The organism is Modestobacter lacusdianchii (genome assembly GCF_054177765.1).
Genome location: NZ_JBJJTJ010000005.1, coordinates 131,557 through 152,840, shown reverse-complemented (window position 1 = coordinate 152,840; position 21,284 = coordinate 131,557). Strand labels below are relative to the sequence as shown.

Sequence of the window (21,284 nt, the reverse complement as noted above, 5' to 3'; positions counted from 1 at the left end):
CAGGGGCGTGCACTGTCGCTCCGCCGCAGGCCGCGTCGCGGCACCCGCTCCGGGAGGCTCGAGGGCTCACGGAGGGCGGACGGCGGGCCCGGGAACGACGAAGGCCCCCGTCCCGGAGGACGAGGGCCTGTCGCAGGGGGGGCGGGGGTCAGCGCCAGCGCATCGACATGACGAGGCCGGCGACCATGGCGCCGAACCCGATCGCGAAGTTCCAGGCGCCCAGTGAGGTCATGAACGGGATGCGGTCCCCGGCGACGTAGTAGACGACGATCCACAGCAGCCCGAGGAGCATGAGCGCGACCATCACGACCGCGTACCACCGGGGGCTGGGCTCGGCGGCGCGGGCGCGTGCCGCGCTCGAGGGCAGCACACCCTCGGGCGGTGTGTACACCGACTTCTTGCGCACCTTCGACTTCGGCACCTGCGGACTCCCTCCCGGGCCGTGGACTGTCGCCCCGGCGTGACCTGACACCAGCCTAAGCTGCAGGGGGTCAGGGGCCGCCCCGCGCGCGGGCCGCGCGTCCCCCCGGCCCGCCGTCGCCCAGCCGCCAGGAGGTGCCCGTGCGCCGCAGCACGAAGCTCCGCCGTCCGACCGTGTGGACGGCGCTCGTCCCGGTCGTCGGGCTGGTGGCCGGGCTGCTCTTCGCGACCTCCAGCCAGACGGCGCAGGGCACGGACCTGCGGGCCGGGGAGAGCTCCCAGCTGTCCGGACTGGTGGAGGAGCGCGACGCTGCGGTCGCCCGGCAGCAGGCCGAGCTGGCGGCGTTGCAGGCACGGGTGCAGGAGCTCACCGACCTCGCCGCCTCACGCAACGGTGACGTCGCCGCGGTGCAGGCCGACGGGGCGACCGGCCTGGCGTCGGCCGGGCTGACCGAGCTGACCGGTCCGGGGCTGTCGGTGGTGCTCGACGACGTGAAGCCCAAGGCCGGTGCCAACCAGCCGGGCGGGGTCGACCCCGACAACCTGGTCATCCACCAGTCCGACGTCCAGGGAGTGGTGAACGCGCTCTGGGCCGCCGGCGCGGAGGGCGTCGCCATCATGGGCAAGCGGCTGGTCGCCACCAGTGCGGTCATCTGCGTCGGCCCCACGCTGCTGCTGCAGGGGCGCACGTACTCCCCGCCCTACGTGGTCACCGCAGTCGGCGAGGCCGACGAGATGCGCGCCGAGCTGGCCGCCTCCCCGCAGGTCCGGCTGCTCGAGGAACAGGCCGACGCCTACGGGCTCACCTACCGCCTGGAGGACCAGCAGCAGCTGACCCTGCCGCCCTACGACGGGTCGCTGGACATGCAGCACGCGGTCGCCGCCGGCTGATCCGCACAGCCGGGCGGGCAGCCCGGCCGTGACGGGGCCCCTCCCCGGCGTGTACACCTGGCGTGTGCAGAACGCGAGTGAGCCGGCCGTCCGGCCGGTGCTGGTCGTCGACAACTTCGACAGCTTCGTCTACAACCTGGTGCAGTACCTGGGCCAGCTGGGGGTGCCCAGCGTGGTCCGGCGCAACGACGCCGTGACGATCGCCGAGCTGGCCGACCTGGACGTCGCCGGCGTCCTGCTCTCGCCCGGGCCCGGGACGCCCGTCGACGCCGGGGTGACCGTGCCCATGGTGCGGGCGGCCGCCGAGGCCGGGCTGCCGGTCCTGGGGGTCTGCCTGGGCCACCAGGCGATCGCCGAGGCGTTCGGCGGCGTCGTGGGCCGGGCCCCCGAGCTGCTGCACGGCAAGACCAGCCAGGTCGTGCACGACGGCGTCGGTGTGCTCGCCGGGCTGTCCTCGCCGTTCACCGCGACCCGCTACCACTCGCTCGCAGTGGAGTCCGACAGCGTGCCGGCCGAGCTGGAGGTGACCGGACGGACGCCCTCGGGGATCGTGATGGCCCTCCGGCACCGGGAGCTGCCGATCGAGGGTGTGCAGTTCCACCCCGAGTCGGTGCTCACCGAGGGGGGCCACCAGCTGCTGGCCAACTGGCTGACCTCCTGCGGCCTCGCCCCGGACGCCGACCGCGTCGAGGCAGCCGCCGCCACAGCCCGCCGGCTCACGGTGGCCGTCAGCTGACCGCAGGCACCTCACCGGGCCGCTGAGCGGCCCCCAGACGAGACGAAGGCCCCTCCCGGACGTCCGGGAGGGGCCTTCGTCGTCTGGCGTGCCGGTCAGGTGGTGGGCGACGCCGACGGGGGGGCCGTCGGAGTGCTGGACGGCGGGGGGACCGGTGCAGAGCTGGTCGGCGTCTCGACCGGGATGGCGACCGCGACCAGGAGCGTGATCTCGTCGCCGGCGGCGACCGCGGAGCGGGCGCCGGGCTGGGTGCCGGCGACCAGGCCCGGGGCGACCTCGTCGGTCTCGGAGTTGATCTCCTCGATGTCGCTGTCGTCGATGCCGAGGGCCCCGAGGGCGGCCCGGGCCTCGGCGGGGGTGCGGCCGACCAGGTCGGCCGGGATGGAGACCGTGCCAGTGGAGACCTGCAGCGTGAAGGAGGCGTCCGGCGCGGCGTCCGTCCCCTCGCCCGGGTCGATGCCGATGACCTGGCCCTCGGGCAGCAGCGAGTCGGCCTGGCGGCTGCTGATCGACCCGGTGAACCCCGCGCTGCGCAGGTTGCTGGTGGCGCGGTCCTCGGTGAGCCCGACGACCTGGGGGACGGTGAGGGTGTCCGGTCCGGCACTGACGACCAGGCCGATCACCGAGCCCTCGTCGACCTCCGTGCCGGCCACCGGGTCGGTGCTGATGACCAGGCCCTCGGCGATCTCCGGGTCGGACCGGGTCGTGACCCCGCCGACCTCCAGGCCCTCGGCCGTCAGCCGCGACCGGGCGTCGGCCTCGGTGGCGGTGGTGACGTCCGGGACGGTCACCTGGGCGATGACCGGGGCCTCCTCGCCGTCGTTCGCGACGGCCAGGGCGATGCCGATGGAGCCGGCGATGAGGACCAGCCCGGCGACGACGAGGGCGATGAGCCGGTTGCGGTTGCGCTTGCGGTCGGCACCCTCGTCGGTCCACTCGTCCCCGGCGTAGCCGCCCGGCGTGGCGCCGATGATCGTGGTCTTCTCGGCGTCGCTCATCACCGGCGTCGCCTCGACCCGCTGGCCGGCGACCGCACGGAGCAGGTCGGCCCGCATGTCCGCCGCCGACTGGTACCGGTTGGCCGGGTTCTTGCTCATCGCCTTGAGCAGGATCGCGTCGAGCTCCGGCGGGATCGCCGGGTTGATCGAGGACGGCGTCCTCGGGTCCTCGCGCACGTGCTGGTAGGCGACCGCCACCGGGGAGTCGCCGGTGAACGGCGGGGTGCCGGTGACCAGTTCGTACAGCAGGCAGCCGGCCGAGTAGACGTCGGACCGGGCGTCGACGCCCTCGCCGCGGGCCTGCTCGGGGGAGAGGTACTGGGCGGTGCCGATCACCGCGGCGGTGGAGGTCATCGTGGCGGCCGAGTCGGAGACGGCCCGGGCGATGCCGAAGTCCATCACCTTGACGGTGCCCTGCGGGGTGATCATCACGTTCCCGGGCTTCACGTCCCGGTGCACGATCCCGTTGCGATGGCTGAAGTCGAGGGCCGCGCAGATGTCGGCGGTCAGCGACATGGCCCGCTCGGGGGACAGCCGGCCCTCGCTGCGCAGCACGTCGCGCAGCGTCTCGCCCTCGACGTACTCCATGACGATGTAGGGCGTGGCGCCCGCGGGCGTGCGGTCCTCGCCCGTGTCGTAGACGGCCACGATCGCGGGGTGGTTCAGCGAGGCCGCGGCCTGCGCCTCACGGCGGAACCTGACCTGGGACGACGGGTCACGGGCGAGGTCCTGGCGCAGCACCTTGACCGCCACCTCGCGCCCCAGCCGCAGGTCGCGGCCGCGGTGCACCTCCGCCATGCCGCCGCGGCCGAGCACCCCGCCGATCTCGTAGCGCTCGCCGAGCACTGAGGGGGTGGTCATCGGGGGTCCTCTCGGGTGACGCGGTGCGACGGTCGCAGCTCCGGTACGGCGGGACCGGGGGACGGCACGCCGTCGGCGAGCCTAATCGCCGGGACGCCCGCCACCGGCGCGACGCGGACGGCCGGGGACGGGTGTGTCACCAGGGACGCACGAGCTGCCCGGAGAGGACCCAGCCCGGTGATCAACATGTGCTGCTCGTCGGCGCCGCCGAGGGGCTCGCCGTCGTCGTCGATGGACTCGACGGTGCTGATGGCGGCGGTTTGGGCGATTCAGGAGGCGAGGGGCTGGACGGTTCGACGGGTGAGGGACTGGACGGCTCGCCAGGCGACGGACTCACTGTGGAGGGCTCGGCGGCCACCAGCGACTCGTCGGGCGCTACCAGGCCTCGGATGCCACACCCCGGGTCCTCGACTGCATCGTCTTCGCTGGAGTCGTCCTCGGGAGTGGGGGCGGGGGCGGGAGCGGGTGTCTCGTCGCCCTCCGGGGTGTACGGCGCGCCGCTGACGAACAGGACCACCTGGTCGCCCGGGGCGAGGCTCGCCTGCGCCGGGTCAGCTGTGACTACGACGTCCTCGTCAAGCTGCTGGCCGGCGGCGGCCAGCTGTGCGTCGCTGGCCGCCGCCTGATCGACGCTCAGCCCCAGGCCCTCGAGCACCTGCTGCACGGTGTCGGCGTCGTCGCCGACGTAGGAGGCGACGTCCCAGTCGATGCCGCCGGTGGCGTTGGTGCTCGCCGCCGGCCTGGATGACGGCGCGGTGCTGGTGGTGCTGGGAGCGGCCGTGTCGGAGCGCTCGCTGCCGCCGGAGTTGATGACGATCCAACCGACGACCACCAGCGCCAGCAGGGCCACCGCGGCGCCGGCCCACAGCAGCCGGGTGCGGCGCTGCCGGGCGGGGTCGGGCTGGTCGTCGTCCCAGGTGCCGGCGTCGTCGTCGCCGACCGGGCGTCCGTGCAGCGGCGGCATGGTGCGCGGCGCGGTCCTGGGGTTCACCACGGTGCCGGGGCCGGTGGCCGGGATCATCGTGGTGGCGGTGCCGTCGTCGGCGAACACCTGGGTCATCGCCGTGGGCGGGGGCACCACGCCACCGGCGGCGACCTGCCGCACGGCGTCGGCGAAGGCGCCGCCGTCGGGGAAGCGGGCGGCCGGGTCCTTGGCCAGGGCGCGCTCGATGAGCGCCCGCACCTCACGGGGGACGTCGGCAGGCAGCGGCGGCGGCGGCCGGTTGATCTGCGCCAGCGCGATCGCCACCTGCGACTCGCCGTCGAAGGGCCGCACCCCGGCGACGCACTCGTAGCCGAGCACGCCCAGGGAGTAGACGTCGGAGGCCGCGGTGACCACGTGGCCCTGCGCTTGCTCGGGGGAGAGGTACTGCGCGGTGCCCACGACCATGCCGGTGCGGGTCAGCGGGGCGGCGTCCCGGGCGTAGGCGATGCCGAAGTCGGTCAGCTTGACCACGCCGTCGGGGCGCACCAGCAGGTTCCCGGGCTTGATGTCCCGGTGCACCATGCCGGCGGCGTGCGCCGCGGACAGCCCGTCGCCGGCCTGGCCGAGCACGTCCAGGGCCTGCTCGGAGGTCAGCCGGCCGCGCTCGGCGAGGATCGTGACCAGTGGCTTGCCCTCGACGAACTCCATGATCAGGTAGGCCAGCCGCTGGCCCTCCTGCGTCGTCTCGCCGTAGTCGTAGACCGAGGCGATGTTGGGGTGGGAGAGCGCCGCGGTGTGCCGGGCCTCGTTCCGGAACCGGATGAGGAAGCTGGTGTCGCTGGTGTACTCGCTCTTGAGCACCTTGACCGCGACCGTGCGGCCCAGCGTCCGGTCCCGGGCCTGCCACACCTCGCCCATGCCGCCGGTGGCGATCGGTGCGGTGATCTCGTACCGGCCGGCCAGCAGGCTGCCCACGCGGACGGCCATCAGCCCCCGCCCCCCAGGTGCGCCTCGATGACCGACCGGGCGATCGGGGCGGAGGTGTCGCCGCCGGTGCCACCGCCGTTCTTGACGAACACCGCGACCGCGATCTGCGGGTCGTCGGCGGGGGCGAAGCCGATGAACCAGTTGTGGTCGTCCCCGGCGTTCTCCGCCGTTCCGGTCTTGCCCGCCACGGTCACCCCGCTGATCTGCGCGCGCCGGCCGGAGCCGTTCGCCACGACGCTGGTCATCATCTCGGTGAGCTGGGCGGCGACGTCGTCGGAGACGGGCTCGGTCAGCACCTCGGGGTCGGTCTGGTCGATCACCGTGAGGTCTGGGGCCTGGATGGAGTCGACCAGGAACGGCTCCATCAGCGTGCCGTCGTTGGCGACGGCGGCGGCGATCATCGCCGCCTGCATGGGGGTGACCGCCACGTTGAACTGCCCGATCGACGTCTGCCCGAGCTGGGCGTCGCCGTCGACGTCGCCGATCGTGCTGCCGGCGACCCGCAGCGGCATCTCGAAGCCCTCGTCGTCCATGCCGAACGCCTCGGCCATCTCCCGCACCCGGTCCTCGCCCAGGTCGATGCCCAGCTGGGCGAAGGCGGTGTTGCAGGAGATGGTCAGCGCGTCGATCAGCGGCTGCTCGCCGGTGGGGCTGCAGGCCGAACCGCCGAAGTTCTCCAGCGGTTCGTCGGTGCCCGGGAGCGTGTAGTCCGTCGGCGCCGGGATGACCGTCTCCGGGGTGTAGTCGCCGCTGGCCAGGGCCGCGGCGGAGACGATCACCTTGAAGATCGAACCCGCGGGGTACCGCTCGGTGATGGCCTGGTTGACCGTCGGCTCGATGCCCTGGGCGTCGAGCTGCTCGGCGTAGGCGCGCATCGCGGCCGGGTCGTGGCTGGAGAGCTGGTTCGGGTCGAAGGTCGGCGTGCTGGCCAGGGCCAGGACCGCACCGGTGGACGGGTCCAGCGCCACGACGGCGCCGGTGACGCCGGCCAGCCCCTCCATCGCCGCCTGCTGGGCCGCGGGGTCCAGGGTCAGCTCGACGTTGCCCCCGGAGAGGTCGCGGCCGGTGAAGATGTCGGCCAGCCGGCGGCCGAAGAGCCGGTCGTCGGTGCCGCGCAGCACGTCGTTCTCCGCGCGCTCGATGCCGGTGTTGCCGAACAGGACCGAGTAGTAGCCGGTGACCGGGGCGTAGAGCGGGCCGTCGGCGTAGCGGCGCAGGTAGGTGAGGGAGTTGTCGGTCTCCTCCGAGAACGCGATCTCGTTGCCGGCGACCACGATCGCGCCGCGCTGCTGGTCGTACTCCTCGGTGAGCACCCGGGTGTTGCGCGGGTTGTCCCGCAGGTCGTCGGCGCGGATCACCTGGATGACGTTGACGTTGACGATCAGCAGGGTGAACAGCACCAGCACGCTGATGGCGACCTTGCGCAGCGGGGCGTTCACGGCCGCACCACCTCGGTGGGGGCGTCGGTCAGCTTCGCCGGCGTCGGGGCGGGCGGTGCGGCCGGGCGACGGGCGGCGTCGCTGATCCGCACCAGCAGCGCGACCAGGCCGAAGTTGGCGACCAGCGAGGAGCCTCCGTAGGCGACGAACGGGGTGGTGAGGCCGGTGAGCGGCAGCAGGCCGGTCACGCCGCCGAGGACGACGAAGACCTGCCAGGCCACCGCGAAGGCCAGCCCAGCGGCCAGCAGCTTGCCGAAGCCGTCGCGGACGACGAGCGAGGTGCGCAGCCCGCGCTCCACCAGCACCAGGTAGATGACGATCATGGCGACCAGGCCGAAGAGCCCGAGCTCCTCGCCGATCGCGGCGGCGATGAAGTCGCTCTTGGCCACCGGGACCTGGTCGGGGCGGCCGCCGCCGAGCCCGGCGCCGAACAGCCCGCCGGTGCCGAGGCTGAACAGCGACTGGACGATCTGGTAGCCGCCCTCGTCGGCGTAGGCGAACGGGTCCAGCCAGGTGTCGACCCGGACCCGGACGTGGCCGAAGGCCTGGTAGGCGATGAACGCCCCGCCGGCGAAGAGCAGCAGACCGATGACCAGCCAGCTCGCCCGCTCGGTGGCGATGTAGATCATCACCACGAAGATGCCGAACAGCAGCAGCGAGCTGCCCAGGTCGCGCTCGAACACCAGGACCAGGATGGAGGCGACCCAGGCGAGCAGCACCGGGCCGAGGTCGCGGCCGCGTGGCAGCTCCAGCCCGGCCACCTTGCGGCTGGCCAGGGCCAGCACGTCGCGCTTGTCGACCAGGTAGGCGGCGAAGAAGACGATCAGGCAGATCTTGGCGAACTCACCGGGCTGGATGGAGAAGCCGGCGACCCGGATCCACAGCTTGGCGCCGTAGACCTCCGAGATCGAGGCGGGCAGCACCGCGGGGATCGCCAGCAGCACCAGGCCGACCAGGGCGAGGGTGTAGGCGAACCGGGCCAGCACCCGGTGGTCCCGGACGACGACCAGGACGGCGATGAACAGCACCAGCCCGACCGTGGCCCACAGCAGCTGCACCGGGGCGTCCTCGCCGGTGGCGCTGGCCCCGATCGTGTTCCCGGAGAGGTCGAGGCGGTGGATCATCACCAGGCCGAGGCCGGACAGCACGGCGATGCAGGGCAGCAGCAGCGGGTCGGCGTAGGGCGCCAGCTTGCGGACGACGAGGTGGGCGACCAGCCAGAGGCCGGCGAACCAGGTGCCGAAGGTGGCCAGCTCGGTGGTGAGCGACCCGGTCACCGTCAGGTCGACGATGCACTGGGCGACCAGGGTGACGACGACCGCGAACCCGAGCAGCAGCAGCTCGGTGCCCCGCCGGGTGGGCGGTGGGGTGCTGCCGGCCGTCGCGGCGCGCGGGTCGGTCCCGGGGCCGGTCACCGGCTCCGCCCAGCCACTAGTCGGCCTCCCGGCAGTCCACCCCCGGCTCACCGGAGCGGGACCGAGTGGTGCCCGTCGCGGAGGCGGTGGTGGTCCCGGTCTCGGTGGGCGCCGCGGTGGGCTCGGGGGCGCCGGGGTCGGCGGCGGTCGTCGCGGCGGGGACGCCGGCAGGTGAGCTGGGCGCCGCGCTGCTCGCGCTGGCGGTCGAGCTCGTGGCGGTCCGGCACAGCGGCAGCCGCTGGCCGCGGAGGTTGTCCAGGATGCGGTCGGCGTCGGCCCGGTCGCTGGCGGCGATCCCGTCGGTGACCCGGCTGCGCGCGGCCTGGGTCAGGTCGGTGGTGCTCATCCCGGTCGACTCCTCGAGCCGGTACAGCTCCAGGCCGACCAGCGAGGCGTTCAGGCCCCGGAACACCCCGACCTCGTCGCCGTCGTCGGTCTCGGCCACCCCGACGAACCAGTGGTCCATCACGAACAGGTAGCCGCCGATGGTCGCCGCCCCGAGGACGACGACCGCGGCCAGCGCTGTCAACGCGGTGCGCAGCGGGCGCCGCCGCCGGGGCGGGGGCGACGTGGTGGCCTGGGCGGACACCGCCGAGGAACCCTGCGGGTCGGCCAGCGCCGCCCGTCCGGCGGCCGAGCGGCGGTCGACCTCGCGCTGCCCGACGTGGTCGCCGGCGGCCCCGTCGACCACCGGGTCGAGCAGGGCGCCGCGGCCGTCGTCCTCGACGACGTCGGCGACGATGCAGGTGATGTTGTCCGGGCCCCCGCTGCGCAGGGCCAGCTCGATCAGCCGGTCGGCGGTGGCCTGCGGGTCGGCGTCGCGCATCGCCTGGGACAGCGTCTCGTGGCTGACCACCCCGGACAGCCCGTCGGAGCAGAGCATGTAGCGGTCGCCGGCGCGGGCCTCGCGCATCGACAGGTCGGGCTCGACGTCCTGGCCGTTGAGGGCGCGCAGCAGCAGCGAGCGCTGCGGGTGGCTGTTCGCCTCCTCCTCGGTGATCCGGCCGTCGTCGATGAGGGTCTGCACGAACGTGTCGTCGTGGGTGATCTGGTGCAGCTCGCCGTCGCGCAGCAGGTAGGCGCGGGAGTCGCCGACGTGGCACAGCCCCAGCCGCCCACCGGCGAACAGGACGGCGGTGAGCGTGGTGCCCATCCCCTCCAGCTGCGGGGACTCCCGGATCACCTCGCGCAGGTGCTCGCTGCCGTCGAACACCGCCTGGCGCATCGACTGCAGCAGGTCGCCGGAGGGGGCGTCGTCGTCCAGGTGCTCCAGCGCGGCGATGACCACCTTGCTGGCGACGTCGCCGGCCGCGTGCCCGCCCATGCCGTCCGCGACGGCCAGCAGCCGGGGCCCGGCGTAGACCGAGTCCTGGTTGGTGCCGCGGATCAGGCCGCGGTCGGAGCGGGCCGCGTAGCGGAGGACCAGGCTCATGAACGGAGCTCCAGGACGGTCTGCCCGATGCGGATCGGCTGGCCGGTGCCGACCAGCAGCGGCCCCTGCACCCGCTGCTGGTCGAGGTAGGTGCCGTTGGTGGAGCCGAGGTCCTCGACGTACCACTGACCGCCACGGTTGGTGAGCCGGGCGTGCCGGGAGGACGCGAAGTCGTCGGTGAGCACCAGGGTCGAGTCGTCGGCGCGGCCGACCAGGATGGCCTGCTCGCCGAGGGTGATCCGGGTGCCCGAGAGCGGCCCGGCGGTGACCACCAGGTGCCGGGGGCCGCGGGAACCGCGCTTGCGCCCGACCGCCGCCCGCGGCGGCACCGAGGCCACCCGGCCGGGGCGGCCTCCGAAGAGGTCGGCCCGGACGACGCGGAACGCGGCGAAGATGAACAGCCACAGCAGCGCCAGGAAGCCGAAGCGGAACGCCTGCAGCACGATCTCCGACGTCACGGCGTCACCTCCGCGGCGGGTGCAGTGGTCGGACGCGGACTCGACGGCACGCTCACACGCCGTCCTGCCGGTAGACCAGCACCGAGTGGCCGATCCGCAGGACGTCGCCGTCGGCGAGCTCCTGGCGCCCGACCCGCCGGCCGTTGACCAGCGTGCCGTTGGTGGAGCCGAGGTCCTCCACGGTGACGGTGCTGCCGGAGAGCTGGACGTCGGCGTGCTTGCGGCTCACCCCGGTGTCGGGGAGCCGCACGTCGGCCTCGGTGCCCCGGCCAAGCACGTTGCTGCCCTGCTCGAGCACGTGCTTGGTGCCCGGCCCGTCGACGACCAGGACGTGGCTGACCCGCTGCCCGGCCCGCCCGACCGCGAGCGGCTCCTGCGCGCCGGTGTCGGTGGCGCCGACCCGCAGCGGGGGCAGCGGGGGCAGGCCCGGCGGCGGCACCGGCGGGGCGCCGAGGTCGGGCCGGTGAGGGGTGCCGCTGTCGCCGACGTGCGAGGCGACCTCGAAGACGCCGGTGCGCAGCTCGTCGTCGAGCTCCAGCCGCACCTCGATGTCGCCGAAGGTCTGGTAGCCCTCGCCCTCGATGTGCTCGGCGACCATGTCGGCCAGCTCACCGGCCAGCTGCTCGGACCACTCGGCGAGGTGGTCGTGGTCGGTGGGGCCCAGGGTCACCACGTAGACGTTGGGGGCCAGCACCCGCCCGCCGCCGAGGACGGAGCGCTGCTCGTCGGCCTCACGCTGCAGGGCGTGGGCGATCTCGGCGGGGTGCACCTTGCCCTTGAAGACGCGGGCGAACGCCAGCCCGACCATGCCCTCGAGGCGTCGCTCGAAGCGCTGCAGCACACCCACAGTCGCTCCCTTGCGTTCGGCTGATCTCCCACTGCACCTGAGCGCTGATCGTAACCGGGGGAGGGTCGTCGGACCGGTCGGCGAGCGCAGGACGCCCCGGACGATCTCGTCCGGGCCGCGTCGCCGCACCTGTCTACCAGCGTGGGCGTGGGATCGGCGAGGAGGCGCGGGTGAGGGGGGTCCCGGAGTCGTCCCGGGCGGCTGCTACTGTTCTCCCTCGCCAGGGCAAGTGGCGGAATGGCAGACGCGCACGGTTCAGGTCCGTGTGTCCGAGAGGACGTGGGGGTTCAACTCCCCCCTTGCCCACGCACACGAAGGCCCCCTCCCGATCGGGAGGGGGCCTTCGTCGTCCTGCCGGCGAGGTCAGGCCGTGCCGCCGTGGCCCTGCAGGAAGGCAGCCGAGTCGTAGTACGTGCGGACGCCGGACAACTGCTCCTCGTCGCCCTCGATGACGGTCACCCCGCGGTAGGTGAACGGCTTCCCGTCGCGCAACGTGCCGGTCGACGTCCACTCCAGCGCCGCGCTGGACTCGCCGACCACGGTGGAGGTGAAGGTCGTCTCGATCTCGCCGAACACGTCGCGGTAGTCGGTCCAGAACGTCCGTGCGCCCTCCCGGCCCCGCGTCTCGTGGTGCTCGTCGAGCTTGACCAGCTGGGTGTCGTCCCCGGCGAGCTCGACGAGCGGGCCGGTGTCGCGGTCGGCGTCCAGGCGGTGCAACGCCTCGGTGAAACGGTCGGTCATGGTGTGCACGTGGGTCCTCCGGGGTCCTCGGCTCGGACCCCTGTGCTACCCCGCCGCTGCCGGCTGACCCGCGCGCGACGGGGGTCAGTCCCGGTGGCCGGGGAGAGGCCTGCGCCGGTCGCCGTCCGCGGGCCCCTGCCCGCCGTTGACGGTCTGGAACGCCAGCACGACCCCCCACGGACCGATCACCCACATCGGCCAGAAGTGCAGCAGCTCCCCGGCGCCCCAGGAGCTCAGCGCCCAGACGGTGAGCACGATGAGCGCGGTGGCCGCCCAGCTGCGCCAGGCGGCCCGCAGCGGCGACCCCCCGGCCGGCGCGCCACCGAAGGGCCCCCAGTGCCCGACCCAGGGGAAGGCGCCGCCGGGGTGCCCCGCCGCCGGCCCGGCGGTGGGGGTGGCCACCCCGGTGCCCGTGGACTCCTCGGGCAGGTCCGCGGTGAGCGGGGTCAGGTCGCCGTAGGTCCGCGCGGACCAGGCCCGGGCGAGCCGCTCGTCGTACTCCTCGACGGTCAGCCGCCCGGCGGACATGTGCCGGCCCAGGATCTCGGCGACCGCGGACCGGTCGGCGTCGGCGGCGCGCAGGTGGGGCTCGGGCATCTCGGGTCTCCTCGGGATCTGGCTGCCCGCCCAGTCTGTCGAGGCAGGGGTGTCCGGGGCCACTGACGTCTGTCATCAGTCCCGGCTGATGGGGGTCAGCCGGGTTCCACGTGGAACAGCCGGTCGCCGGCTGTGGTGAGCTGTCGGGGACCGCCGATCCAGGAGGACCGCATGGCACTCGACCACCCGCCCGCCGACCAGCTCTGGCCGCGCACCGAGCCCCTGGACGCCGAGCTGACCGCCGGCGACGCCCGGCTGGCGGTGGACCTGCGTGGCGGTGCGCTGCGCGAGCTCGTCGTCGGCGACTGGCACGTGCTGGACGGCTACCCCACGGGCACGGTCCCGGCCGGGCGCAAGGGCGGCGTGCTGCTGCCCTGGCCCAACCGGCTGCGCGGCGGGCGCTGGTCGTGGCGGGGGCGGGACCTCCAGCTGGACGTGGTCAGCGCCGAGTCGCCCAACGCCGTCCACGGGCTGGTCACCGCCCAGCCCTGGCACGTGCTGGCGCAGGAGACGGACGCCGTGACCGTCGGGACGACGATCGAGCCGCGCACCGGCTGGCCGTTCCGGCTGGCCGCGGCGATCGACTACGCCCTGGCGGCCGACCGGCTCACCGTGACGGTGCGGGTGCGCAACGCCGGCGCCGAGGACGCACCGTTCGGTGCGGGCATGCACCCCTACTTCCACGTGGGGGCCGACGCCCCCGGCGAGGTGTCCGCCGCCGAGCTGACCGTCCCCGCCCGCACCTCGCTGGTGCTGGAGGGTGGCCTGCCCACCGGGGAGCGCCGCCCGTTCGACGGTGCGATCGGGCGGGTGGGGGAGCAGGCGATCGACACCGCGGTCACCGACCTGGTCCGGGACGACGACGGCTGGGCGCGCACCCGGCTCAGCGGCCCGGCCGGGGCGGTCGAGATCGCCGTGGACGGGGCCTGGACCTGGCTGCAGGTCTACACCGGCGACACGCTGCCGGCCGACCAGCGGCGGCGCAGCGTGGCCGTCGAGCCGATGACCTGCCCGGCGAACGCCCTGGCCGACGGGGTCGACCTGCTGGTGCTCGCGCCGGGGGAGACCTGGTCGGGCACCTGGACCCTGGGCTGGACGCCGAAGTGAGCAGCCGGGCGTGACCGCGTCGCTGCGGGTGCTGGAGATCTGGCGGTTCCCGGTGAAGTCGCTGCTGGGTGAGCGCCTGGACCGGGCGGAGCTGGGTGCCGAAGGGGTCGTCGGGGACCGCGGCTGGGCGCTGTTCGACGTCACCACCGGGTTCGGGCTGACCGCGCGCCGGGTGCCCGAGCTGCTGTTCGCCGCCGGCCGCTCGCTGCCCGGCGGGGCGGTCGAGGTGGTGCTGCCCGACGGCACGGTGACCTCCGACGACGCCGTGCTCTCCGACTGGGCGGGGCGGCGGGTCGCCCTGCGGCCGGCTGCGGCGGTCGGTGGTGACCGGCGCTACGAGGACCCGGCCGACGCCGACGACGAGGCCGGCCGGTGGGACCCGTTCTCCGGGGCCGACGGTGCCTTCCACGACAACGCCGACGCCCGGGTGACCCTGCTGTCCACCGGCACGCTGGGCAGCTGGGACCGGCGGCGGTTCCGGGCCAACGTCGTCCTGGCCGGTGCGGGGGAGGACGACCTGGTCGGCACCCGGGTGGCGGCGGGCACCGCGCAGCTCGACGTCGTCGGCCGGGTGCCGCGCTGCGTGATGACCACCCGGCCGCAGGCCGGGGGCATCGGCCGGGACACCGCGGTGCTCAAGACCGTCCACCGGGAGCGCGGCGGTGCGCTGGCGGTCGGTGCCCTGGTCGCCCGGCCGGGGCTGCTCGCGGTGGGCGACGTGCTCCGCCCGGCGTGAGGCGGGGAGGATCGTCGGCGTGCGCACCATCGAGCTCCGCTCCGGCGAGGAGACCATCCGGCTCGGCCAGCTGCTCAAGCTGATCGACGCCGTGCCCACCGGCGCCCAGGTGAAGGACGTGCTCACCGCGGGGGAGGTGCAGGTCAACGGCGAGCTCGAGGAGCGCCGCGGCCGGCAGCTGCGGCGCGGTGACGTGGTGTCCGTCGACGGCCAGGACGACGTCCGGATCGGCTGACGTCGGTCAGCAGGCGCCTGCGGTGGGTGAGCCCGCGCCGGGTGAGGTGTTGTTCACCCAGATGTCACGCGACCGAGGTGCAGACCGCCGATCCGTGGGCACCGTGTCACTGCCCGGGCGGCGGTGGCGCGGAACCCGCCGCCCGGGACACAGTCCCCACCCCGTCCCCGAGCGTGCTCGGCAGCCGGAGGTCGGCGACCAGCGCGCGGTGGTCGGTGCCGGGCACGTGCACCACGCGCAGCGATCGCACCTCGACCCGCGGGTCGACCAGCACGTGGTCCAGCGTCAGCCGCGGCCAGGAGACCCGCATCGGTGACCAGGTCGAGCGCAGCCCCTGGCCGGTCGCGAGGCCGGCGTCGACCCAGCCGCGGCTCAGCAGCCGGCGGAAGGACGCGTGGTCCGGCGTCGCGTTGAGGTCGCCGGCGACCACGCGCAGGACGTCGTCCGCGGGCTCGGGGAGCAGCTCGAGGTCGGCCTCCCAGCGCGCCACCTGGGCCCGGGAGCGTGCGGGGGGATGGGTGTGCGCGGCGGTCAGCTCCACGTCGGGTGCACCGGGCACGGCGAGCCGCACCGACGGCTGGCCGAACCGGCCGGGCACCACCGACCGGTGCAGCACCTCCAGCCGGGTCCACAGCGCACCGCCGGCACCGGCGGGCTGCCCGTCCCCAGCGGGGACGACGTGCCCGGCGGGGAGCCGGTCGGCGACGCCGGCGTCCAGCAGGCCGTGCACCGCCTCCGGGGTCACCTCCATCAGCGCGAGCACGTCGGCGTCGTGCCGCACGGCGAGCGCGACCGCCGCGGCCGGGTCGGCCCGGCCGTGCAGCATGTTCAGCGAGACCACCCGCAGCCCGGGGCCGTCCGCGCGCGCCGCGGCCGGTGCGGGCCGGGTCCGGCGCAGGACGGCGCCGCCGAGCACCGCCGCGGCCCCGGCGGCGACCGCGGTCGCGGCACGCGACCGGCTCAGCACCGCGGCGGCGAGCGGCAGGGCGCTGCTCGCCGCGGCGTAGGGGGTGAAGGCCAGCGCGGGGACCAGGGGGAAGCCGCGCTCGGCGCCGGTCGCCCGCAGCACCGCCCAGCCGGCCCAGGGTGCGGCGAGGGCGAGGGTGGACCAGCGGGTGCGGGGTGCGGGTGCGTCGTCCATCACCTCCAGCCTCCCCGCCGTGAGTCCGCTGGTCACCGCCGGGTGCGCCGTTCACCTGCGTGCGGTAGGACGGACGGTCACAGCGGGCCGGCCGGGAAGGCGCCGGCCGGCGCGGACGAGGAGTTGCTGCTGGTGGCTGTCGAGCATCTGGAGATCGAGCGCAAGTACGACGTCGAGGAGGCGTTCGCACTGCCCGAGCTCACGGGGCTGCCCGGGGTGGCGGAGGTCCGCGGACCCGTGGAGCACCTCCTGGAGGCCGCCTACCACGACACCGCCGACCTGCGGCTGGCCCGCGCCCGGGTCACCCTGCGCCGCCGGACCGGTGGCACCGACGCCGGCTGGCACGTGAAGCTGCCGGCCGTGGCCGGCAGCCGTCGCGAGCTGCACTCGCCCGTCGGCCGGGCCGCGAAGACCCCGCCCAAGGCCGTGCTCGAGCCGGTGCTGGGCATCGTGCGCCGCGCTCCCGCGACCCAGGTCGCCCTGCTGCGCACCCGGCGCCTGGTCACCGAGCTGGTCGACGCCGAGGGGCGCGTGCTGGCCGAGGTCGCCGACGACCACGTGACCGGGACGGCGCTGCCCGCCGAGCCCGGCGACGCCGCGGTGGTCACCACCTGGCGGGAGGTCGAGGTCGAACTGGTCGACGGCGACGAGGAGCTGCTCGCCGCGGTGGCCGAGCGGCTGCTGGACGCCGGTGCCCGGCCGGCGACGGCCGCGTCGAAGCTCGGCCGGGTGCTGGCCGACCGGCTGACCGCGCTGACCGGCCCGCCGCCGGTGCGCGCCGCCGAGTCGGCCGGCGGGAAGAAGGGCAAGAAGGGCAAGAAGGGGAAGCGGGGGCGCACCTCCACCGCACCCGCCGGTGAGGTCGTCCGGGCCGCGCTGGACCTCCAGGTGCAGGCGCTGCAGGACGCCGACCTGATGGTGCGCACCGGTCAGCCCGACGGTGTCCACCAGGTGCGGGTCGCCTGCCGGCGGCTGCGCAGCACGCTGGCCGCCTTCCGCCCCGTGCTCGACCGGGCCCAGACCGACCCGCTGCGCCAGGAGCTGGCCGAGGTCGGTTCGGCCCTCTCCCCGGCCCGGGACGCCGAGGTGGCCCTGGCGCACCTGCGGGCGCTGGTCGACGAGCAGCCGCCGGAGCTGGTGGTCGGCCCGGTGGCCGCGCGCCTGCAGCAGGCCGCGGTCAAGGACGAGCAGGCCGGCGACGCAGGCGCCCGCAAGCTGCTCAGCAGCCCGGCCTACCTGCAGCTGCGGGACGACCTCGCGGCGCTGGTCGCCGAGCCGCCGCTGACCGAGGACGCCGCCCGGCCCGCCGACGAGGTGCTGCGGGAGGTGCTGGCCCGCACCGCCCGCCGGCTGCGGCGCAGCGTGGAGGCGGCGCAGGACTCCGACGACCCGGAGGCGCTGCACGACGTCCGCAAGGCCGCCAAGCGGCTGCGCTACACCGCCGACGCGGCCGTGCCGGTGCTGGGCCGGCCGGTGGCGGAGCTGGTGAGCGCGCTCAAGGGCGTGCAGACCGTGCTCGGCGACCGGCAGGACACCTTCGTGACCCGGCCGCTGTGCCGCCAGATGGGCCTGCAGGCCGCCGCAGCGGGGGAGAACGCCTGGACCTGGGGCCGGCTGCACGCGCTCGAGGAGGCCCGCTCCGACCAGGCCGAGCGGGAGTTCTGGCTGCGCTGGCCGGAGCTGCGCCCGGTGCTCAAGGCGGCGACGGCATAGCGTCTGGGCTCCGCCACCTGCTGCCGAGGAGCACCCCCTGTCCCTGATCCGCCTGCTCGGGTTCGGTGCCGTCGTCCTGCTGGCCATGCTGCTGCTGCACGGCTACGTGTGGTGGCGGCTGGTCCGCGGCACCACCCGCCCGGGCCGGGCGCGGCGGCGGCTGACCGTGCTGACCGTCGTCCTGGCGCTGCTGCCCACCGCGGCGGTCGTGCTGGGCGACGAGCTGCCGCCCGCGGTGGCCACGCCGCTGGACTGGGCGGGCTACACCTGGCTGGGCGTGGTGTTCTACCTGTTCCTCGCCGTGCTGGCGACCGAGCCGATCCGGCTGGGAGCCGCGCTGGTGCGCCGCCGCCGGCGCCCGGCCGCGGCCGCCACCGGGACGGGCGCCGCAGCGCCCGACGTCGCCGACGACCGCACCGGCGCGGACACCGGACGGGACGACACCGGACGGGACGACGCCGGACGGGACGACGCCGGACGGGACGACGCCGGACGGGACGACGCCGGACGGGACGACGCCGGACGGGACGACGCCGTCTCACGGCGGCTGTTCCTGGCCCGGACGCTCGCCGTCGGGGCGGGCGCGGTGGCGGTGGGCACGGCGGGCACCGGCGTCGTGCTGGCCAACTCGGCCCCCGTCGTCCGCCGGGTGCCGATCCGCCTGCCCGGGCTGGACCCGGCGCTGGCCGGGCTGCGGATCGTCACCTTCGCCGACGGCCACCTGTCCTCGACCTACGGCGGGCGGCGGTTCGAGCGGGTCGTGGAGCTGGTCAACGCCCAGCGCCCGGACGTCGTGGCGATCGTCGGCGACCTGGTCGACGGCGACGTGGCCCAGCTGCGCGAGGACGTCGCCCCCCTGTCCGACCTGGTCAGCGAGCAGGGCGTCTACTTCGTCACCGGCAACCACGAGTACTTCGTCGACACCCAGGAGTGGATGCGGCACCTGCCCACCCTCGGGGTGGACGTGCTGCGCAACGAGCGGGTGGCCATCGGCCGGGGCGGTGCCACGTTGGACCTGGCCGGCATCGACGACCGGGTGGCGGCCGACTCCGGCGTCCCGGGGCACGGCGCCGATCTGGACGCCGCGCTCGACGGCCGGGACGACGCCACCCCGCTGGTGCTGATGGCGCACCAGCCGGTGATGGTGGAGCAGGCACGGGCGGCCGGGGTGGGGCTGCAGCTGTCCGGGCACACCCACGGGGGTCAGCTGTGGCCCTTCGACTACGCGGTGCTGCTGGACCAGCCGGCCGTCGAGGGCTGGTCGATGCAGGGTGACACCCAGCTGTACGTGACCTCGGGGGCCGGCTACTGGGGCCCGCCGATGCGGGTGGGTGCCCGCCCGGAGGTGACCGTGATCGAGCTCCAGCCCGGCGACCCGGTGCGCCCGCCGACCTGAGCCTGCCGTCCGGGACGGGAGGCCGGGCACCGCGGGGGCACGGCGGTGCCCGGCCCGCTCTGGTGCGTGGCGACAGGCCGGGAGCTGCGGCCGCGAGGTCCCCCTCGCCTCGCGACCGCGGCGAGAGGTTGGTACCTGCCTGATGTGGCCACGACGTGGCCGTGCGGGGGGCGGGGGCCATGCCAGGGGAGGTCGGGGAGCGGACGGTCGGGGTGCGGTGGGCCGGCGAGCGGCTGGCCGAGTTGCTGGGCGAACCGCGCTACCGCCGCCGCTGGCAGCGGTACAGCAGCGTGCGGCGCGGGGCGCTGCCGCGGGCCGCCGTCGCCGCGGTGCTGGCCGCCCACCTCGTCGAGACCGGTGAGGTGGGCTGGGACCACCGGCCGCGCAGCCTGGAGAACCGGGTCGGCCGGGCGCTGAACGGCGACCGGCTCTCCGACCGCACGCTCGAGCTGTTCGTCGCCGCCTTCGAGATGACCGACGAGCACGCCGAGGAGCTGCGGACGCTGCGCCGCGGCCGGCCGGTGGGCGGTCGTCTGGTGGTGGCCGGCTCCCTCGACGGGGAGCGGCCGATGCCGCGGCGCACCGTGCGCACCCTCCAGGTCGCCGAGCACCACGAGGTCGGCGCCGACCGCGCACCCCGCCAGCACGTCACCCGGCAGCTGCTGGAGGCGGTGGAGGCGACCGACCGGCACCACTACGTCTTCGACACCGACCACGCGGCCGTGTCGGTGGTGACCGGCGGCACGCCGGTCGCCGCGTTCCGGGTGGCCGGCACCCCGCTGTGCGTGGTGGAGATCCTGCTGGACGAGGTGCTGCTGCCCGGCCAGACGACCCACCTGGAGTACCAGACCTCCTTCGCCTACCCCGAGCCGCCGGCCCCGCAGTTCCGCCGCGGGGTGTCCGCCGGCGTCCGGCACCTGGCGCTCACCGTCCGCTTCGACCCCGCAGCGACGCCCGCTGCGGTGCTGCGGGCCCGGTGGGCCGGGGTGGACGCCACCGAGCCGGCGGAGGAGGAGCAGGTGCAGCTGGTCGGCGGCCAGACGTCGCTGGCCGTCGTCCCGGACGGCGCCTGCGTGCTCGGGTGGCGGTGGCGCTGGTGAGGGCCGCCGTCAGCCGGTGAACGACCGGGTCTCGGCCAGCCGCGACGGCGGGACGGTCTTCAGCTCGGCGACGGCCTCGGCCAGCGGCACCAGCCCGATCTCGGTGCCGTGCAGCGCGACCATGTTGCCCACCTTGCCCTCGTGGGCGGCGATCGTCGCGTGCAGCCCGAAGCGGGTGGCCAGCACCCGGTCGAAGGACGTCGGGGTGCCGCCGCGCTGCACGTGGCCCAGCACCGTCGTCCGCACCTCCTTGCCGGTGCGCCGCTCCAGCTCCTCGCCCAGCTGCTGGGCGACGCCGGTGAACCGCCGGTGGCCGAACTCGTCGAGGCCGCCGTCGCGCAGCGGCATGGTGCCGGGCTTGGGGGTGGCGCCCTCGCTGACCACGCCGATGACGTGCCGGTGGCCGCGGTCGAACCGGGCGGTCACCAGCTCGCAGACCTCCTCGATGTCGAAGGGCTGCTCGGGCGTGATCGTCAGGTGCGCCCCGGAGGCCAGGCCGGCGTTCAGCGCGATCCAGCCGGCGTGCCGCCCCATCACCTCGACCAGCAGCACCCGCTGATGCGACTCGGCGGTGGTGTGCAGCCGGTCGATCAGGTCGGTGGCGATGCTGACCGCGGTGTCGAAGCCGAAGGTCAGGTCGGTGCCGTGGATGTCGTTGTCGATCGTCTTGGGGACGCCGACGACCGGGACCCCCTCGGAGGCGAGCCAGGCGGCGGCGGTGAGCGTGCCCTCGCCGCCGATCGGGACGAGCACGTCGACGCCGTGCGCGTCGAGCACCTCGCGCATCCGGCCCAGGCCGTCGCGGATCTTCTGCGGCGCCACCCGGGCCGAGCCCAGGATGGTGCCCCCGCGGGTGAGCAGGTTGTGGACGAGTGGCCGGTCCAGGACCATGGCGTCGTCCTCGAGCAGTCCGCGCCAGCCGTTGCGGAACCCGACGACGGTGCTGCCGTACTCCTTCTCGGCGGTGCGGACGACGGACCTCAGGACGGCGTTCAGGCCGGGGCAGTCGCCGCCGCCGGTCAGCACTCCGATGTGCACTGGCTCTCCTCCGGACGAGGGGGTCGGGCAGCTGAACCGTACGTCATGACGTCTAGACGTCTCCTGGTGCA

20 protein-coding genes and 1 tRNA gene are annotated in these 21,284 nt (G+C 75.0%); 9 read left to right on the top strand and 12 right to left on the bottom strand.

Annotated features, from left to right (window positions below; all coding sequences use genetic code 11):
• Positions 1 to 148 precede the first annotated feature (148 nt).
• Positions 149 to 421, bottom strand: a complete 273-nt coding sequence (crgA, locus tag ACJTNH_RS05425) for a cell division protein CrgA (RefSeq protein WP_222195686.1) — start codon at positions 419 to 421, stop codon at positions 149 to 151.
• A 140-nt stretch (positions 422 to 561) separates the two neighbouring features.
• Between crgA and ACJTNH_RS05420 the strand changes: the two genes are divergently transcribed.
• Positions 562 to 1,311 carry a DUF881 domain-containing protein gene (locus tag ACJTNH_RS05420; protein WP_458173382.1) on the top strand — a complete coding sequence of 250 codons (750 nt, stop codon included), beginning with the start codon at positions 562 to 564 and terminating at the stop codon, positions 1,309 to 1,311.
• 49 nt (positions 1,312 to 1,360) lie between these two features.
• Entirely contained in the window at positions 1,361 to 2,047 is a 687-nt protein-coding gene (locus ACJTNH_RS05415; protein WP_458173380.1) for an aminodeoxychorismate/anthranilate synthase component II, read from the top strand.
• 95 nt (positions 2,048 to 2,142) lie between these two features.
• On the opposite strand, the gene pknB is transcribed toward ACJTNH_RS05415, so the two are convergent.
• The 7 genes from pknB to ACJTNH_RS05380 form a co-directional block, all read right to left on the bottom strand.
• On the bottom strand, positions 2,143 to 3,906 hold the full coding sequence (gene pknB, locus ACJTNH_RS05410) for a Stk1 family PASTA domain-containing Ser/Thr kinase (RefSeq protein WP_458173378.1): 1,764 nt from the start codon (positions 3,904 to 3,906) through the stop codon (positions 2,143 to 2,145).
• A gap of 181 nt (positions 3,907 to 4,087) precedes the next feature.
• Positions 4,088 to 5,818, bottom strand: coding sequence for a serine/threonine-protein kinase (locus tag ACJTNH_RS05405; RefSeq protein WP_458173376.1), 1,731 nt, complete (start codon positions 5,816 to 5,818; stop codon positions 4,088 to 4,090).
• On the bottom strand, positions 5,818 to 7,257 hold the full coding sequence (locus ACJTNH_RS05400) for a peptidoglycan D,D-transpeptidase FtsI family protein (protein WP_458173374.1): 1,440 nt from the start codon (positions 7,255 to 7,257) through the stop codon (positions 5,818 to 5,820). The genes ACJTNH_RS05405 and ACJTNH_RS05400 overlap by 1 nt, the downstream gene beginning before the upstream one ends.
• Positions 7,254 to 8,672, bottom strand: a complete 1,419-nt coding sequence (locus tag ACJTNH_RS05395; protein ID WP_458173372.1) for an FtsW/RodA/SpoVE family cell cycle protein — start codon at positions 8,670 to 8,672, stop codon at positions 7,254 to 7,256. The genes ACJTNH_RS05400 and ACJTNH_RS05395 overlap by 4 nt, the downstream gene beginning before the upstream one ends.
• A gap of 16 nt (positions 8,673 to 8,688) precedes the next feature.
• Complete coding sequence (locus tag ACJTNH_RS05390) at positions 8,689 to 10,104, bottom strand: PP2C family protein-serine/threonine phosphatase (RefSeq protein ID WP_458173370.1); 1,416 nt, start codon at positions 10,102 to 10,104, stop codon at positions 8,689 to 8,691.
• A complete protein-coding gene (locus ACJTNH_RS05385) occupies positions 10,101 to 10,562 on the bottom strand; it encodes an FHA domain-containing protein FhaB/FipA (protein WP_222195678.1) in 462 nt (153 codons plus the stop codon). Before ACJTNH_RS05385 ends, ACJTNH_RS05390 begins: the two co-directional genes overlap by 4 nt.
• Positions 10,563 to 10,614: 52 nt before the next feature.
• Complete coding sequence (locus ACJTNH_RS05380; RefSeq protein ID WP_458173368.1) at positions 10,615 to 11,409, bottom strand: FhaA domain-containing protein; 795 nt, start codon at positions 11,407 to 11,409, stop codon at positions 10,615 to 10,617.
• A 223-nt stretch (positions 11,410 to 11,632) separates the two neighbouring features.
• Here ACJTNH_RS05380 and ACJTNH_RS05375 point away from each other — a divergent pair.
• Positions 11,633 to 11,715 (top strand) — tRNA-Leu (locus ACJTNH_RS05375).
• Between the two features lie 57 nt (positions 11,716 to 11,772).
• Here the strand turns inward: ACJTNH_RS05375 and ACJTNH_RS05370 are convergent.
• The gene (locus ACJTNH_RS05370) at positions 11,773 to 12,150 is read right to left on the bottom strand and encodes a nuclear transport factor 2 family protein (RefSeq protein WP_458173366.1); all 378 of its coding nucleotides are present in this window, start codon (positions 12,148 to 12,150) and stop codon (positions 11,773 to 11,775) included.
• Between the two features lie 84 nt (positions 12,151 to 12,234).
• Positions 12,235 to 12,747: a DUF1707 SHOCT-like domain-containing protein gene (locus ACJTNH_RS05365; RefSeq protein WP_458173364.1), complete on the bottom strand. Its 513-nt coding sequence runs from the start codon at positions 12,745 to 12,747 to the stop codon at positions 12,235 to 12,237.
• A 171-nt stretch (positions 12,748 to 12,918) separates the two neighbouring features.
• Here ACJTNH_RS05365 and ACJTNH_RS05360 point away from each other — a divergent pair, with 171 nt between their 5' ends.
• Genes ACJTNH_RS05360 through ACJTNH_RS05350 form a run of 3 tightly spaced genes read left to right on the top strand, consistent with a single transcriptional unit; the run spans position 12,919 to position 14,825 of the window.
• Complete coding sequence (locus ACJTNH_RS05360) at positions 12,919 to 13,854, top strand: aldose epimerase family protein (RefSeq protein WP_458173362.1); 936 nt, start codon at positions 12,919 to 12,921, stop codon at positions 13,852 to 13,854.
• A 10-nt stretch (positions 13,855 to 13,864) separates the two neighbouring features.
• The gene (locus ACJTNH_RS05355) at positions 13,865 to 14,590 is read left to right on the top strand and encodes an MOSC domain-containing protein (RefSeq protein WP_458173360.1); all 726 of its coding nucleotides are present in this window, start codon (positions 13,865 to 13,867) and stop codon (positions 14,588 to 14,590) included.
• A 19-nt stretch (positions 14,591 to 14,609) separates the two neighbouring features.
• Positions 14,610 to 14,825 carry an RNA-binding S4 domain-containing protein gene (locus tag ACJTNH_RS05350; RefSeq protein WP_299959446.1) on the top strand — a complete coding sequence of 72 codons (216 nt, stop codon included), beginning with the start codon at positions 14,610 to 14,612 and terminating at the stop codon, positions 14,823 to 14,825.
• Positions 14,826 to 14,931: 106 nt separating this feature from the next.
• On the opposite strand, the gene ACJTNH_RS05345 is transcribed toward ACJTNH_RS05350, so the two are convergent.
• Entirely contained in the window at positions 14,932 to 15,966 is a 1,035-nt protein-coding gene (locus ACJTNH_RS05345) for an endonuclease/exonuclease/phosphatase family protein (protein ID WP_458173358.1), read from the bottom strand.
• A gap of 132 nt (positions 15,967 to 16,098) precedes the next feature.
• On the opposite strand from ACJTNH_RS05345, the gene ACJTNH_RS05340 reads away from it, so the two are divergent.
• The 3 genes from ACJTNH_RS05340 (at position 16,099) to ACJTNH_RS05330 (ending at position 20,175) form a co-directional block, all read left to right on the top strand.
• Positions 16,099 to 17,679, top strand: coding sequence for a CYTH and CHAD domain-containing protein (locus tag ACJTNH_RS05340; protein ID WP_458173356.1), 1,581 nt, complete (start codon positions 16,099 to 16,101; stop codon positions 17,677 to 17,679).
• An 85-nt stretch (positions 17,680 to 17,764) separates the two neighbouring features.
• The gene (locus ACJTNH_RS05335; RefSeq protein WP_458173354.1) at positions 17,765 to 19,075 is read left to right on the top strand and encodes a metallophosphoesterase; all 1,311 of its coding nucleotides are present in this window, start codon (positions 17,765 to 17,767) and stop codon (positions 19,073 to 19,075) included.
• 179 nt (positions 19,076 to 19,254) lie between these two features.
• Positions 19,255 to 20,175: a hypothetical protein gene (locus ACJTNH_RS05330; RefSeq protein ID WP_458173352.1), complete on the top strand. Its 921-nt coding sequence runs from the start codon at positions 19,255 to 19,257 to the stop codon at positions 20,173 to 20,175.
• Positions 20,176 to 20,184: 9 nt separating this feature from the next.
• On the opposite strand, the gene ACJTNH_RS05325 is transcribed toward ACJTNH_RS05330, so the two are convergent.
• Complete coding sequence (locus ACJTNH_RS05325; RefSeq protein ID WP_458173350.1) at positions 20,185 to 21,213, bottom strand: ATP-dependent 6-phosphofructokinase; 1,029 nt, start codon at positions 21,211 to 21,213, stop codon at positions 20,185 to 20,187.
• Between the last annotated feature and the right edge of the window lie 71 nt (positions 21,214 to 21,284).